14 protein-coding genes and 1 tRNA gene are annotated in these 14,713 nt (G+C 70.0%); 8 read left to right on the top strand and 7 right to left on the bottom strand.

Translation table 11 applies throughout. The annotated features are described in order from the left end of the window. The first annotated feature begins 59 nt into the window (after positions 1 to 59). The 6 genes from KRX52_RS13915 (at position 60) to KRX52_RS13890 (ending at position 3,277) form a co-directional block, all read left to right on the top strand. Complete coding sequence (locus KRX52_RS13915; RefSeq protein ID WP_217682314.1) at positions 60 to 365, top strand: MazG-like family protein; 306 nt, start codon at positions 60 to 62, stop codon at positions 363 to 365. After that, the gene (locus KRX52_RS13910; RefSeq protein ID WP_217682313.1) at positions 362 to 1,129 is read left to right on the top strand and encodes a methyltransferase domain-containing protein; all 768 of its coding nucleotides are present in this window, start codon (positions 362 to 364) and stop codon (positions 1,127 to 1,129) included. The genes KRX52_RS13915 and KRX52_RS13910 overlap by 4 nt, the downstream gene beginning before the upstream one ends. A 71-nt stretch (positions 1,130 to 1,200) precedes the next feature. Further along, positions 1,201 to 1,776 (top strand): DUF4136 domain-containing protein, encoded by a 576-nt coding sequence (locus KRX52_RS13905; RefSeq protein WP_217682312.1) that lies wholly within the window; start codon positions 1,201 to 1,203, stop codon positions 1,774 to 1,776. 73 nt (positions 1,777 to 1,849) lie between these two features. Next, positions 1,850 to 2,407 (top strand): DUF4136 domain-containing protein, encoded by a 558-nt coding sequence (locus KRX52_RS13900; protein ID WP_217682311.1) that lies wholly within the window; start codon positions 1,850 to 1,852, stop codon positions 2,405 to 2,407. 9 nt (positions 2,408 to 2,416) lie between these two features. Beyond that, the gene (locus KRX52_RS13895) at positions 2,417 to 2,779 is read left to right on the top strand and encodes a DsrE family protein (RefSeq protein ID WP_217682310.1); all 363 of its coding nucleotides are present in this window, start codon (positions 2,417 to 2,419) and stop codon (positions 2,777 to 2,779) included. A gap of 21 nt (positions 2,780 to 2,800) precedes the next feature. After that, on the top strand, positions 2,801 to 3,277 hold the full coding sequence (locus KRX52_RS13890; RefSeq protein WP_217682309.1) for a glycine cleavage system protein H: 477 nt from the start codon (positions 2,801 to 2,803) through the stop codon (positions 3,275 to 3,277). Positions 3,278 to 3,412: 135 nt separating this feature from the next. Here the strand turns inward: KRX52_RS13890 and KRX52_RS13885 are convergent. The 7 genes from KRX52_RS13885 to fdnG form a co-directional block, all read right to left on the bottom strand. Then, positions 3,413 to 3,508 (bottom strand) — tRNA-Sec (locus KRX52_RS13885). A gap of 41 nt (positions 3,509 to 3,549) precedes the next feature. Further along, on the bottom strand, positions 3,550 to 5,472 hold the full coding sequence (gene selB, locus KRX52_RS13880) for a selenocysteine-specific translation elongation factor (protein ID WP_217682308.1): 1,923 nt from the start codon (positions 5,470 to 5,472) through the stop codon (positions 3,550 to 3,552). After that, entirely contained in the window at positions 5,469 to 6,875 is a 1,407-nt protein-coding gene (gene selA / locus KRX52_RS13875) for an L-seryl-tRNA(Sec) selenium transferase (protein WP_217682307.1), read from the bottom strand. Before selA ends, selB begins: the two co-directional genes overlap by 4 nt. Then, complete coding sequence (fdhE, locus tag KRX52_RS13870) at positions 6,872 to 7,795, bottom strand: formate dehydrogenase accessory protein FdhE (RefSeq protein ID WP_217682306.1); 924 nt, start codon at positions 7,793 to 7,795, stop codon at positions 6,872 to 6,874. The genes selA and fdhE overlap by 4 nt, the downstream gene beginning before the upstream one ends. Positions 7,796 to 7,990: 195 nt before the next feature. Continuing rightward, positions 7,991 to 8,614 carry a formate dehydrogenase subunit gamma gene (locus KRX52_RS13865; protein ID WP_217682305.1) on the bottom strand — a complete coding sequence of 208 codons (624 nt, stop codon included), beginning with the start codon at positions 8,612 to 8,614 and terminating at the stop codon, positions 7,991 to 7,993. A gap of 87 nt (positions 8,615 to 8,701) precedes the next feature. Further along, positions 8,702 to 9,628, bottom strand: coding sequence for a formate dehydrogenase subunit beta (gene fdxH / locus KRX52_RS13860; RefSeq protein ID WP_217682304.1), 927 nt, complete (start codon positions 9,626 to 9,628; stop codon positions 8,702 to 8,704). 1 nt (position 9,629) lies between these two features. Continuing rightward, on the bottom strand, positions 9,630 to 12,701 hold the full coding sequence (gene fdnG, locus KRX52_RS13855; RefSeq protein WP_217682303.1) for a formate dehydrogenase-N subunit alpha: 3,072 nt from the start codon (positions 12,699 to 12,701) through the stop codon (positions 9,630 to 9,632). Positions 12,702 to 12,864: 163 nt separating this feature from the next. Between fdnG and KRX52_RS13850 the strand changes: the two genes are divergently transcribed. Together KRX52_RS13850 and KRX52_RS13845 are read left to right on the top strand one after the other, a co-directional pair. Beyond that, positions 12,865 to 13,317: a DMT family transporter gene (locus KRX52_RS13850; protein ID WP_217682302.1), complete on the top strand. Its 453-nt coding sequence runs from the start codon at positions 12,865 to 12,867 to the stop codon at positions 13,315 to 13,317. After that, entirely contained in the window at positions 13,310 to 14,665 is a 1,356-nt protein-coding gene (locus KRX52_RS13845) for an MATE family efflux transporter (protein WP_367890549.1), read from the top strand. Before KRX52_RS13850 ends, KRX52_RS13845 begins: the two co-directional genes overlap by 8 nt. Positions 14,666 to 14,713: the final 48 nt, after the last annotated feature.

Raw genomic sequence — 14,713 nt, 5'->3', positions numbered from 1 at the left:
TGCCCGCGCTTGCGGCCGGCGCGGCGAGCGCCGAAGCTATGCGCCCTCGAGGAGCCGCCATGAACATCGACGAACTGACCCGCCGCCTGCACGCCATCCGCGACCACAACGACTGGAAGCGCTTTCACAGCCCGAAGAACCTGGCCATGGCCGCCAGCGTGGAGATGGCCGAGCTGGTGGAAATCTTCCAGTGGCTGAACGAAGACCAGGCGCGCACCCTGGCGCCGGCGCAGCTGGAGCACGCCGGCCAGGAGATCGGCGACGTAGTGCTCTACCTTCTGCTGCTGTGCAGCGAACTGGGCCTGGACCTGGACGCCGTGGTGCGCGCCAAGCTGGCCGACACCGAAAGGCGCTACAAGCAATGAGCGAACACCAGCCAAACGACCGCCATTTCGACGCACTGGCCACCCGCTTCGCCGAGAAGATCTACGGCGGCGCCAAGGGCGCCATCCGCCTCGCCGTGCTGCAGGCCGACCTCAAGGAAGTGCTGCCCGAGCGCCCGCTGCGGGTGCTCGACGTCGGTGCCGGCCTCGGTCACATGAGCCTGTGGCTGGCCGGCCACGGCCACGCCGTGACCCTCGCCGAACCGGCCGCGCCGATGCTCGACGGCGCCCGTGCGCGCTTCGCCGAGGCCGGCTGCCAGGCCACCTTCCTCCAGGCGCCGTGGCAGGAACTGCTCGGCCAGTTCGAGCAGCCGTTCGACCTGGTGCTCTGCCACGCCGTGCTGGAGTGGCTGGCCGAGCCGCCGGCGATCCTGCCGGTGCTGCACCAGCTCACCGCAGCGGACGGCTGGCTGTCGCTGGCCTTCTACAACCGCGACGCGCTGATCTACCGCAACCTGCTCAAGGGGCATTTCCGCAAGCTGCGCAAGGAGCGCTTCGCCGGCGAGGGCCAGAGCCTGACCCCGCAGCGCCCGCTCGACCCGCGCGAGCTGGCCGGGCAACTGGACGACTGGTTCCGCGTCGAACAGCAGAGCGGCGTGCGGGTGTTCCACGACTACATGCCGGCCGAGTTCCAGGCCCGCGCCGAACTGACCGACCTGCTGGAGATGGAGCTGGCGCACCGCCGCCATCCGGCCTTCGCCGGGCTCGGCCGCTACCTGCACTGGCTGTGCCGGCCACAGCCCTGAGCGGTGATTGTCAGCGGGCCCACGCAGTCGCAAGCTATTCGCAGCCCCACCCGCTATCCGGAGCTGCCGCCATGGCTGTCCGCACACCCACCCTGTTGCTGCTCGTCCTCCTCTCCGGTTGCCAGAGCAGCAATCCCTACACCGCCAGCCACCTGCCCTACCCGCCGCCGCCGCGGGAAGCGGCGGCGCTGCCGGTCGACCCGGGCAGCTATCCGGCCACGCCGCGCGACTTCGGCCAGTACCGCAACTGGCAATGGGCGGCGGCGGTCGACGAGCCGCTGGCCGGCATCGTCGCTGCCGAACTCGACCAGCGCGGCCTGCGCCCGGCCACCGCGCAGAGCCCGGCCACCCTGCGCGTGCACGCGCAGCAGCGCAGCGTCACCCGCCAGCAGCAGGTCTACGACGATCCCTACTTCGGTGCCGGCTACGGCTACTACCGCCATCACTACGGCTACTGGGGCGGCAGCGGCTACCCGCTGGTGCGCACCATCACCTACCGGGTCGAGGAGGTGCAGGTGGAGCTGTTCGATGCCCACAGCGGCGAGCGTGTGTGGAGCGGCAGCGGCGAGGCCGAAAGCGGCCGTGCCCGGGACGACAGCCTGCGCCGCGCGGTACGCCAGGCGCTGGACGGTTTCCCGCCGCCTTGACCGCAGCCCCCGGCACGCCCACTCTCATCGATACGACGCCAATCCCGGCGCCATCTGCTCCCGGGAGTCCACCATGCTCCGCCGTCTCTGCCTCCTTGCCATCCTGCTCGGCCTGGCTGCCTGCCAGAGCATCCAGGTGGACAGCGACTACGATCCCCACCGCGACTTCGCCGCCTTGCAGAGCTGGGCCTGGCAGGAGCCGGCCGTGCAGTACCGCCCGGACGATCCGCGCGTGCGCAGCGACCTGACCGAACAGCGGTTGCGCGAGGCGATCGCCCAGCAACTGGAGCAACACGGCCTGCGCCAGGCTGCGCCGGGCACGCCGGCCGACATCCGGGTGCAGGCCTTCCTGATCGTCGACAACCGCCAGCAGCAGGTCAGCACCTACTACGGCGGCGGTTACTGGGGCGGCATGTGGGGTTATCCCGGCTACACCGAGGTCCGCACCCTCGACTACCAGGTCGGCACCCTGCAGCTGGACTTCCTCGACCACGACGGCCGCCTGATCTGGCGCGGCAGCGCGGCGCAGATGCTGCGCCGCAACCCAGGCTCGCCACAGGAGCGGGCCATCGCGATCAATAAAACCGTGGCGAAGATTCTCGCCCGCTACCCGCCGCAACGCGGGCACTGAGGAGCCGGCATGGGCCAGCGCATCCTGATCCTGGTCGCCAGCGGGCCGAGCACGCCACAGCGCTGCGCCGCGCCCTTCCACATCGCCACCCTGCTGGCGTGCATGGACGCCGAGGTGACCCTGTTCCTCACCGGCGAGGGTGTACAGCTGGCGCGCGAAGAGATCGCCGACACCCTGTGCGCCATCGACGGCGGCGAGCCCGTACGCCACTTCATCCGCCAGGCGAAGAGCGCCGGCGCGCGCCTGCTGCTGTGCCGCGCGCCCGGCGTGCCGCTGCACGACTACCGGCTGATCGCGGAGGTCGACGAACCGGCCAGCGGCGGCGAGCTGGCGCAGATGATCCTCGAATACGAGCGGGTACTGACCCTCTGATCCGCTGCGCAAGGAAAGCCCATGAGTGAAGTCCTCAACCTGCACGGCCTGCCCTTCCCCACCGAACTGCTGTATGCCCCGGCGCACAACCTGTGGCTGCGCGAGGAGCCTGACGGCAGCATCACCCTCGGCCTGTGTGCCTATGGCTGCGCGCTGTACGGCGAGATCTTCGCCTTCACCGCCAAGCGCGCCGGACTGCACATCGACGCCGGCCGCAGCTTCGGCGTGGTCGAGTTCGCCAAGGCGGCCTCCTCGGCGCGCTGCCCGCTGGCCGGCGAGCTGGTCGAGAGCAATCCACGGCTGCAGGAACAGCCGGCGTTGATCAACCGCGACTGCTACGGCGAGGGCTGGCTGGTACGCATCCGCCCCGACGACTGGCCGGCGGCGCGCGCCGGCCTGGTCGGCGGGGAAGCGGCGCTGGCGGCCTTCGCCGAACAGATGCGCCTGGACAACTTCGACCCCGAGGCGGCGGGGGTGCAGGCACTGCGGTGGAAGTGAGCCGCCCCCTCGCAGCGGGATGCAGGGCGGGCAAGGCTGCGCCTCGGAAAGTCCCGTAGGGTGGAAAACCCGCGCAGCGATTTTCCACCTTGCGAGCAAGCCCGGCAGCCATGGTCCACCCGACTGCAGTGAAATTGGCGGAAGGCAGTGAGAGTCGAACTCACCCGGGAACGGCTGCCGTCCCCCACCGGGTTTGAAGCCCGGCCGCGCCACCGGGCGCGGTTGCCTTCCGTGTCTCGCGGGCGGCGTGCCAGCCGGCACACCGCCTGAACTCATGCCGCGGCCGGCTGGGCCGCTTGCGCCAGGGCGTTGTCGTGGCGCACCTTGCGCTCGTTGCCGCTGCGGCGGGTCAGGCCGATACGGTCGAAATACTCGAGGATCTGGATGCAGCGCTTGCGGCCGATGCCAAGGCGGTCGCGGAAGTCGACCACCCGGATCATCCCGGCCCTGGCCTCCAGCTGCAAGACGATACGTGCCAGCTGTTGCAAGCTTTCCTGCGGGTAGAACAGGTCCTTGACCACCTGCTGCACCAGCGCCAGACGTGCCAGCTTGCGCAGCAGCAGACGCATCGCCGCCTCGTCCACCGCCAGATCGGCGGCCAGCTCGCGCACCCACGGCGGGTCGAAGCCGCCCTCCAGCAGCAGCGGCCAAATCTGCACGCGCAGGCGCTCGTCGGCCTCGCCCAGCTGTACGCGATGCTCCGGCAGGTGCAGCCACGCCCCGCTGGCCGCCACCACCCCAGCAGCCAGCGCCTGCTCCAGCAGAGCGGCGAAAAGCGGCCGCTCCAGTTCGGCGAAAGCGTAACGGCGCAGGCGATCGCGATCGGGGCCAAGTTCGTCGGGCTGCTCGGCGTGGAAGCGCGCCAGCGCCGCGACCAACGCCTCGCGCAGTGCCTGCCAGCGTTGGCGCGCCAGCAGCCGCGAGCCGAGCCGGGTGGCGATCTCGACCACCTCTCCCGGCACGTTCCAGCGCGCCCGTGGACGGTTGAACTGGCGCTCCAGCACGCCCGGATCGAGGCCGTTGCCAGCCTCGGCCAGCAGGGTCGGCAATGCCTGCTCCAGACCGCCCACCCGCAGCGCGACCAGCTGCGCCAGGCGCGCCGGCGTGCGCCGCTGGCGCGTCGGGGCAAAGGGATCGAGCACCCGCCCGCCGCCCAGGGTGCGCTGCGCCGACTGATCGCGCAGCACCAGCGCATCGCCATGCACCGCGTGCAGCGGCGCGTTGAGCAGCAGCTGCGCCAGCGTGCGTTCGCCCGGCGCCAGGCTGTCGCCTTCGAGCAGGGCGACCCGGCCGGTGACGTCGCTGGCGCCGAGATGGACGTGCAGCGGTGTCCAGTGTTTCAGCTCGCGGGCCTCGCCCGGCAGCAGACGCAGGTCGATGTCGATGCGGGTGGTCGGCGCGTGCAGCGCCTGGTCCAGCAGCCAGTCGCCGCGATGGATCAGCTCCACCGCCAGGCGCTCGCCAGCCAGGTTCAACGCCACCCGCTGCCCTGCGCAGGCCTGCTGCGCCGCGCGGTTCTGCGCGTGCAGGCCGCGCACCCGCACGCGCCGCCCGGACGGGCTGAGCAGCAGCTCGTCGCCCACCGCCACCCGCCCGTCCAGCGCGGTGCCGGTGACCACCACGCCGGAGCCGGCGACGCTGAAGGCGCGGTCGATGGCCAGGCGGAAATAGCCTTCGCCGGCCCGCGTCGCCACGGTGCGGGCCAGCTCGGCCAGTGCCGCGCGCAGGGCATCGACGCCCGCGCCGCTGACGCTGGATACGGCGAAGCGCGGCGCATCGGCAAAGGGGCCGTCGGCCAGCAACGTCGCCACCTCGGCGTCCGCCGCAGCGAGCCGCGGCGCATCGACGCGGTCGATCTTGGTCAGCGCCACCAGCGCACGGGGAATGCCCAGCAGCTCGACGATGGCCAGGTGCTCGCGGGTCTGCGGCATCACCCCGTCGTCGGCGGCCACCACCAGCAGCACGCAGTCGATGCCGCCGGCGCCGGCCAGCATGTTGTGCACGAAGCGCTCGTGGCCGGGCACGTCGATGAATCCGGTGGGCTCGCCGTTGCCCAAGTCCGCATAGGCATAGCCGAGGTCGATGGTGATGCCGCGCTCGCGCTCCTCGCGGCGGCGATCGCCAGCCACCCCGGTCAGCGCGCGCAGCAGCGCGGTCTTGCCGTGGTCGATGTGCCCGGCGGTGCCGACGATCACGACGCCACTCCGGCCAGTTCGGACAGCTGGGCGAGGAACGCCGGCTCGTCGTCGAGCTGGCGCAGGTCGAGCCACAGGGCATCGTCGTCGAGGCGGCCGAGCACCGGTAGCGGCAGGCCGCGCAGCGCCTCTTCCAGCTGGCGCAGGGCGCGGCCGCACAGGCGCTTGGGTTGCCGCGGACGCAGGCACAGCGCGGCGCTGGGCAGGCGCGCCACCGGCTGGGCACCGCTGCCGATCATGCCCAGCGCTTGCTCGGTGGAAACCTGCCAGCTCGGCCCCAGTGCGGCCTGTACCTGAGGGGCCAGGCGCTCGGCCTGGGCGCGGATTTCTTGCTGCGGCCGACTGAGCAGGCGCAGGGTCGGCAGGCGCTCGGCGAGGCGCTCCGGGTCGCGGTACAGACCGAGCACCGCCTCCAGTGCGGCGAGGGTCAGCTTGTCGACGCGCAGGGCGCGCTTGAGCGGGTGTTTCTTGATCCGGGCGATCAGCTCCTGGCGACCGACGATGATCCCCGCCTGCGGGCCGCCGAGCAGCTTGTCGCCGCTGAAGGTGACGATGTCGGCGCCGGCGGCCAGCGCCTGCTGCACGGTCGGTTCGGCGGGCAGGCCCCAGCGGGTCAGGTCGATCAGGGTGCCGCTGCCCAGATCCTCCAGCAGCGGCAGGCCGTGGCCATGGGCGATGGTCGCCAGTTGCTCGGTCGCCACGCTGGCGGTGAAGCCCTGCACGCTGTAGTTGCTGGTGTGCACGCGCATCAGCAGGCCAGTGCGCGGGCCGATGGCCGCCTCGTAGTCCTTGGCGTGGGTGCGGTTGGTGGTGCCGACCTCGACCAGTTTCACCCCGGCGCGGGCCATGATGTCGGGGATGCGGAAGGCGCCGCCGATCTCGATCAGTTCGCCGCGCGAGATGATGCCTTCCTTGCGCGCGCCCAGGCTGGCCAGCGCCAGCAGCACGGCAGCGGCGTTGTTGTTGACCACGGTGACCGCCTCGGCGCCGGTCAGCTCGCGGATCAGTTCACCGATCAGGTCGTCGCGGTCGCCGCGCTGGCCGCTGGCCAGGTCGTACTCGAGGTTGAGCGGATGGCGCGCGGCCTGCACCACCGCGTCGATGGCGGCCTCCGGCAGCAGGGCGCGGCCGAGGTTGGTGTGCAGCACGGTGCCGGTGAGGTTGAACACCCGGCGCACGCGGCTCTGGTGTTGGGCGGCCAGGCGTTCGCCGACGCGCCCGGCGAGCACCGCCTCGCTCAGCTCCACCGCCGCCAGCTGGCCGTGGCGGGCCGGCTCGCGCAGCTCGTCGAGCAGGTCGCGCAGGGTGCCGAGCAGCGCCTGGCGGCCGTAGCGCAGCTGCAGCGGCGCCACGGCCGGGCTGCGCAGCAGGCGGTCCACCGAGGGCAGGCGCAGGGCGGTCACTCGCCGCCTCCCGGCGCCAGCAGCAGGTTGGGCGCCTGGCGCAGGTAGCCCTGCGCGTCGAGCAGCAGGTCGAGATCGAGACTGGCGAGGTCGGTGGACAGCGCCTCCCCGGCCGGCTCCAGTTCCAGGTAGAGCTGCTTGAGGTAGTGCCTACACTCCGGACAGGCTTCGGCGCGCACGCCGTGCGGCGAGTGCTCGAGATGCAGGTGGTCGAGGCGCTTGGTGCTCTTGCAGTGGCTGCACTTGAGGCGCACGTAGTGCCATTCGCAGGCGCACTGCGAGCAGACCAGATAGCGCAGGCCGTTGCGCGCGCCGTGGCCGTGGATCACCCCGACCATCGGCAGCGCGCCGCAGGCCGGGCAGGTCTGCTGATCCTCGGCCTCGCCGATGGCGGCGAGGTCCGCCGTCAGCAGCCAGTGGCTCCAGGCCAGTTGCAGGACAGCGCCGACGAAGGGCGCCACGGCGGCCGGCACGCTGGCGTACTGGCCGCTGACCAGCGCCACGCCCCAGGCCTTGCGCTGCCCGGCATCGGCACGGCGCAGCTGCTCAAGGGCGGCGACGAGCGGTGGATTGGCCGGCTCGAGCGGCACGAAGGCGGCCAGCCAGGCATCGACCAGCGCCAGCCAGCCGTTCTCGCGTACCAGGCTGTCGCAGGCCAGCGGCGGCAGGCCGTGGGCGATGGCCTGGGCGCAGCGCTGCGGATCGGGAGCAGGAATGGCGGGCGGGGCGTTGAGCACCTGCTGCTGGGCGCGGCATACGGCGGCGAGCAAGCGGAGGTAGTCGCCCAGCGCATGGCCTTCGGCCAGCTGCGCCAGGCGCTCGGCGCGCAGGGCGAACAGGTTGCGTGGTGGCAACTGGAGAAACGCGGGCTTGCTGGCAGCGGCGGCGATCTGGCCGGGCTCGAGAATGGTGCCTGACACGCAGGACTCCTTCTGGGCTTGTTGTGATTTTTAGGGGCCTGAAGGAAAGGGTAGACGCTGTTTTCGACTCTGCATGGGCGCGGAGCATCCCGGGCGGCGTTTCCAAACAATCAATGGTGCGCATGGCGCACCCTACGAACACCCGGCTGCGGCGCTCAGCGTCCTCCGTAGGGTGCGCCGTGCGCACCGACCAGACTATTTGCGCTGGCGCTCCACGTCCTTGTACCAGCCGGGATGATGCTTGCGCGCCCAGGCGCGGCTGACCTTGCCGTAGAGCATCGCCCCCACCGAGCCCTTGATCCAGATGGCGGCGTAGATGTGCACGATGATGCTGGTGACCAGCACGAAGGCCGCCACGGCATGGGCCAGCGCGGCCAGGCGGATCAGCTCGATGCCGAACACATGGCCGAAGTACTGGCGCCAGATGACGACGCCGCTGGCCAGCAGCACCAGCATGCACAGTACCAGCACCCAGAACAGCAGCTTCTGCCCGGCGTTGTAGCGGCCGACCTCAGGCAACCGCTCCTCGCGGTTGTTGAGCACGTCGCCCATCTGGCCCAGCCACTGGCGGTCGTTGGCGTTGAGGCGGTTATGTCCTGCGAAACGGATAGCCATGATCAGGAACAGCGCGAACATGGCCAGACCGAGGAAGGGATGCAGGATGCGCGTCCACGGGCCGCCGCCGAACAGGCTGGACAGCCAGAACAGCGCCGGATGGAACAGCGCCAGCCCGGACAGCCCGGCGAGGATGAAGAGGATGGCCACGGCCCAGTGATTGGACCGCTCCGAGGGGGTGTAGCGCTGGATCTCGTTGTTCATCGTCGACTCCCGGAAGAGGCTTTCCCCTCTCCCTCGGAAGGATTCGCGGTCGCCCCGGCCCGCACAACGGACCGGGGCATGGCCGGCTCAGGGCTGCTTGTGCGGATCGACCACGTGCACCGACGGATCGACCTGGTGCACCGTCGGCTCGCCGGAGTCCTGCTCCTCGTCCACCCGGTTCGGACCGACCCGCACGTAGTGGAAGAAGCCGGCCAGCACGGTGGCCCCCATGGCCAGCAGTGCCAGCGGCTTGGCGATGCCTTTCCACAGGCTGACCAGCGGGCTGATCACAGGCTCATCGGGCAACCCGGCGTACAGCGACGGCTGGTCGGCGTGGTGCAGCACGTACATCACATGGGTGCCGCCGACGCCGTCCGGGTCGTACAGCCCGGCCTGGTCGAAGCCGCGCTCCTTGAGGTCGGCGATGCGCCCCGCCGCATGCTCCTGCATGTCCTCCTTGCTGCCGAACACGATGGCACCGGTCGGACAGGTCTTCACGCACGCCGGCTCAAGACCCACCGCCACGCGGTCAGAACACAGGGTGCACTTGTAGGCCTTGTGGTCCTTCTGCGAGATGCGCGGGATATCGAACGGACAGCCGGTCACGCAGTAGCCGCAGCCGATGCACTTGTCCTGGTTGAAGTCGACGATGCCGTTGGCGTATTTGACGATCGCCCCCGGGCTCGGACAGGCCTTGAGGCAGCCGGGGTCGGCGCAGTGCATGCAGCCGTCCTTGCGGATCAGCCACTCCAGGTTGCCGCTGGTGGGGTTCTCGTACTCGGTGAAGCGCATCAGCGTCCAGGAGTCGGCGCTGAGGTCGTTGGGGTTGTCGTAGACGCCGGCGTTGTGGCCGACCTCGTCGCGCAGCTCGTTCCACTCCGAGCAGGCGACCTGGCAGGCCTTGCAGCCGATGCACTTGGAGGTATCGATCAGCTTGGCCACCTCACCGACCTGGCGTACCTGCGGCATCGGCGTGGTGGTGGCGGAACGGGCGATGATGTCTTGGCTGGCCATGTCACACCTTCTCCACGTTCACGAGGAACGACTTGAACTCCGGCGTCTGCGTGTTGCCGTCGCCGACGAAGGGGGTCAGGGTGTTGGTAATGAAGCCGTTCTTCGCCACCCCGGTGAAGCCCCAGTGGATCGGGATGCCGACGTGGTGCACGGTCTTGCCGTCCACCGTCAGCGGCCGCAGGCGCTTGGTCACCACCGCCACCGCCTTGATGTAGCCGCGGTTGGAGGAGACCTTGACGCGGTCGCCGGCCCGGATGCCCAGCTCCTTGGCCAGCGTCTCGCCGATCTCGACGAACTGCTCGGGCTGGGTGATGGCGGCGAGCCGGCAGTGTTTGGTCCAGTAGTGGAAGTGCTCGGTCAGCCGGTAGGTGGTCGCCGCGTAGGGGAACTCCTCCGCCTTGCCGAACACCTCCAGGTCGTTCTTGAACACCCGCGCCGCCGGGTTGCTGATCACCTTCGGGTGCAGCGGGTTGTTGCCGATCGGCGTCTCGAACGGCTCGTAGTGCTCGGGGAACGGGCCTTCGGCCATCTTGTCGACAGCAAAGAAGCGCGCCACCCCCTCGGGGTTCATGATGAACGGGTTCATGCCGTCTTCCGGCGCCGAGTCGGCCTTGAAGTCGGGCACGTCGGTGCCGCCCCAGTTCTTGCCATTCCACCATACCAGGCGCTTCTTCAGCGGGTCCCACGGCCGGCCCGAGGGATCGGCCGAGGCGCGGTTGTAGAGGATGCGCCGGTTGGCCGGCCAGGCCCAGGCCCAGCCAAGGGTCTGGCCCATGCCGTAGGGGTCGGCGTTGTCGCGCCGCGCCATCTGGTTGCCGGCCTGGGTCCAGCTGCCGCTGAAGATCCAGCAGCCGCTGGCGGTGGAGCCGTCGGCGCGCAGCTGGGCAAAGCCGGCCAGCTGCTCGCCGGCCTTGGCCAGCACCGCGCCCGTCGCCGGGTCGCTGACGTCGGCCAGCGCCTTGCCGTTGAACTCGCGGGCCAGTTCGTCGGCGCCCGGTTCGTCGGGGCGCAGGTAGGGCCAGTCGAGACCGAGGATCGGCTCGGCGAAGGCGCCGCCCTCCTTGACGTACAGCGCGCGCAGGCGGTGGAACAGCCCGGCCATGATGGCGATATCGGTGCGCGCCTCGCCCGGCGGCTCGGCGGCTTTCCAGTGCCACTGCAGCCAGCGTCCGCTGTTGACCAGCGAACCGTCCTCCTCGGCGAAGCAACTGGTCGGTAGGCGGAACACGGTGGTCTGGATGCTCGCCGTATCGACATCGTTGAACTCACCGGCATTGCGCCAGAACTCCGAGGTGTCGGTGACCAGCGGGTCCATGATCACCAGGTACTTGAGCTTGCCCAGCGCCGCGCCGACCTTGGCCTTGTTGGGGAAGGCGGCGATCGGGTTGAAGCCCTGGCAGAAGTAGCCGTTGACCTGCCCCTGGAACATCATGTCGAACACCTTGAGCACGTCGTAGCCGGCACCCGGAGCGTCAAGCTTGGGCAGCCAGTCGTAGGCCCAGTGGTTCTCCGCCGTGGCGCTCTTGCCGAACCAGGCCTTCATCAGGCTGACGTGGAACTTCTCGTAGTTCTGCCAGTAGGACAGCTGCCCCGGACGCAGCGGTTTCTGCGTGCGCTTGGCGATGTAGGCGGCGTAGTCCTGCTCGGCGTCGCCTGGCAGGGTCAGGTAACCCGGCAGCAGGTTGGACAGCAGGCCGAGGTCGGTGAGGCCCTGGATGTTGGAGTGGCCGCGCAGGGCGTTCATGCCGCCGCCGGGCATGCCGATGTTGCCGAGCAGCAGCTGCACCATGGCGCCGGTGCGGATCATCTGCGAGCCCACGCTGTGCTGGGTCCAGCCGAGGGCGTACATGATGGTCATCGCCTTGCCCGGCTGCGACGTCTCGGCGATGGTCGCCCAGACTTTGAGCATCTGCTCCTTGGGCGTGCCGCAGATGTTGCTGACCACGTCTGCGGTGTAGCGGCTGTAGTGCTGCTTGAGCAGGTTGAACACACAGCGCGGGTGGCTGAGGCTCGGGTCGACCACCGCGTAGCCGTCCTCGCCGACCTCGTAGCCCCAGGCCGACTTGTTCGGGTAGCCACGCTTCTCGGCGTCGTAGCCGTTGAACAGTCCGTCCTCGAAGCTGAAGCCCTCCTTCACCACGAACGACAGGTCGGTGTAGTGGCGCACGTACTCGTGCTGGATCTTGTCGTTCTCCAGCAGGTAGTTGATCAGCCCGCCGAGGAAAGCGATGTCCGTGCCGGTGCGGATCGGCGCGTACAGGTCGGCCAGCGAGGCGGAACGGTTGAAGCGCGGGTCGACCACGATCAGGCGCGCCTGGTTGTGCGCCTTCGCTTCGGTCACCCACTTGAAGCCGCAGGGGTGGGCTTCGGCGGCGTTGCCGCCCATGATCAGCACCAGATCCGCATTCTTGATGTCGGACCAGTGATTGGTCATGGCGCCACGGCCAAACGTCGGGGCAAGACCTGCCACCGTCGGGCCGTGTCAGACACGCGCCTGGTTGTCGAACGCCAGCATGCCCAGCGAACGCACCACCTTGTGGGTGAGGTAGCCGGACTCGTTGGAGGACGCCGAGGCGGCGAGGAAGCCGGTGCTCAGCCAGCGGTTGACCGTCTGCCCCTGCGCGTTGCGCTCGATGAAGTTGGCGTCGCGGTCGGCCTTCATCAGCTTGGCGATGCGCTCCAGCGCCTCGTCCCAGCTCAGTCGTTTCCACTCGTTGCTGCCGGCCTCGCGCACCTCGGGATACTTGAGGCGGTTGGGGCTGTGCACGAAGTCCAGCAGGCCGGCGCCCTTCGGACACAGGGTGCCGCGGTTGACCGGATGGTCGGCGTCGCCCTCGATGTGGATGATCTCCTGGGCGACGTTCTTGCCGCCGTCGCCCCGGCTGTACATGATCAGGCCGCAGCCGACCGAGCAGTACGGGCAGGTATTGCGCGTCTCGCGGGTGCTGGCCAGTTTGAAGTGGCGGATCGTCTCGGCGTAGGCCGGCGGTGGCGCCATGCCCAGAGCCGCCAGGCTCGAGGCTCCTAGGCCAACACCGCAGACCTTGAAGAATTGCCGACGGTTCATGTCCATCGTGCTCTCCTCTCGGGAAAGGAAAGGTCGACCGGAGCGACCGGGCGACCGCATTGCCTTAACCATAGCCCACGCGCAGGCCTGTGCCAGTCGGTGCCCGGCAGAGCTCCAGTCGATTGCGGCATACTATGGGGCCTCGCCGCCACGCGCCCGGAGTCGCTCCATGTCCTTGCCCAGTTGGTTCCTGCTCGCCCTGCCCCTGCTCTCCGGCGCCATGATGCCGCTGCAGGCCGGCGTCAACGGCCAGCTGGCGCGACACATCGACAGCGTGCTGAGCGCCTCGCTGATTTCCTTCCTGGTCGGCAGCCTGGCACTGCTCATCATCACCCTGACCCAGCGCGACCTGCCCAGCGGCCTCGCTCCGTTCAAGGGCCTGAGCTGGTGGCACTGGACCGGCGGCCTGCTCGGCGTGCTGTTCGTGGTCAGCGCCGCCTTCGCCGGCCCGCGCATCGGCGCCCTGCTGTTCATGTCGCTGGTGCTGGCCGGCCAGCTGAGCGCCGCGCTGCTGCTCGACCATTTCGGCTGGGCCGGCTTTCCCCAGGCATCGGTTAGCCTCGGCAAGCTCGCCGGGCTGGTGCTGATCGTCGCCGGGGTGTGGCTGATCCGCCGTGGCTGAACCCTGGCGCGATGCCTGGCGGCACGCCCCGACCCAGCGCCGGGTGTGGGCGCTGGCCGGGCCGATGATCCTCTCCAACCTGTCGGTGCCGCTGGTGGCGCTGGTCGACAGCGCGGTGGTCGGCCACCTGCCGCACGCCCACCAGCTCGGCGCCGTGGCGGTCGGCGGCAGCCTGTACAGCCTGCTGGTGTGGACCTTCGGCTTCCTGCGCATGGGCACCACCGGCTTCGCCGCCCAGGCCTGCGGCCGCGGCGAAGGCGGCGCGCTGCGTCAGGTGCTGCTGCAGGGCCTGCTGCTCGGACTCGGCCTGGCGCTGCTGTGCGGCCTGATGGCCCTGCCGCTGCTACCCGCCGCCCTGCAACTGATGCAGCCGGGCGCCGCCCTGGATGCCCTGGTCCGCGACTTTGTCCACACCCGCCTGCTCGGCCTGCCGGCGGCGCTGGCCAGCTACGCGCTGATCGGCTGGCTGCTCGGCGTGCAGAACGCCCGCGCGCCGCTGGCCATGCTGCTGACTTGCAACCTGCTCAACGTGGCGCTGGCCCTGTGGTTCGTCCTCGGCCTCGACTGGGGCGTGGTCGGCGCCGCCCGCGCCGCGGTGATCGCCGAGTGGAGCGGCGCGCTGCTCGGCCTGTACCTGGCCCGGCGCCAGCTGGGCGCCTACCCCGGCCGCGCGAACTGGCCGGCACTGCGCAGCTGGGCGAGCTGGCGGCCGCTGCTGGCGGTCAACCGCGACATTTTCCTGCGCACCCTGGCGCTGCAGAGCGTGTTCTTCATGGTCACCGTGCAGGGCACCCGCCTGGGCGACGCCACCGTGGCAGCCAATGCCCTGCTGCTCAACGGCCTGCTGCTCACCGCCCATGCCCTCGACGGTCTGGCCCACGCGGTGGAGGCGCTGTGCGGCCATGCCATCGGCGCGCGTGACCGCCTGGCCCTGCGTCGCAGCCTGTGGATCGCCGGCAGCTGGTCGCTGCTGGCCAGTCTCGGCTTCGCCGCCCTGTTCCTGCTCGGCGGCCAGTGGTTCGTCGACCTGCAGACCGACATCGCTGCAGTGCGCGTAATCGCCCATGCCCATCTGCCGTACCTGGCCGCTCTGCCGCTGCTGGCAGTGTGGAGCTACCTGCTCGACGGCCTGTTCATCGGCGCCACCAAGGCGCGAGAGATGCGCGATGCCATGCTGCTGGCCCTGGCCTTGAGCCTGCCGCTGGGCTGGCTGCTGCGCGACTTCGGCAACGCCGGCCTGTGGCTGGCCTTCCTCGCCTTCATGGCGCTGCGCAGCCTGATCCTCGCCGCCTGGGCCTGGCGCATCGCACAGCGCGGCGGCTGGATCGCCCCGCACCGGCTGGGGTAAACAGCTGGAGCGCCGCTGCATCGGCCATGGCGGCCTGCTGCTAGAATG

The organism is Geopseudomonas aromaticivorans, from assembly GCF_019097855.1.
GTDB classification, from domain to species: domain Bacteria; phylum Pseudomonadota; class Gammaproteobacteria; order Pseudomonadales; family Pseudomonadaceae; genus Geopseudomonas; species Geopseudomonas aromaticivorans.
Note: the sequence above shows the minus strand (reverse complement) of the source record. Positions and strands in the feature narration are given on the sequence as shown.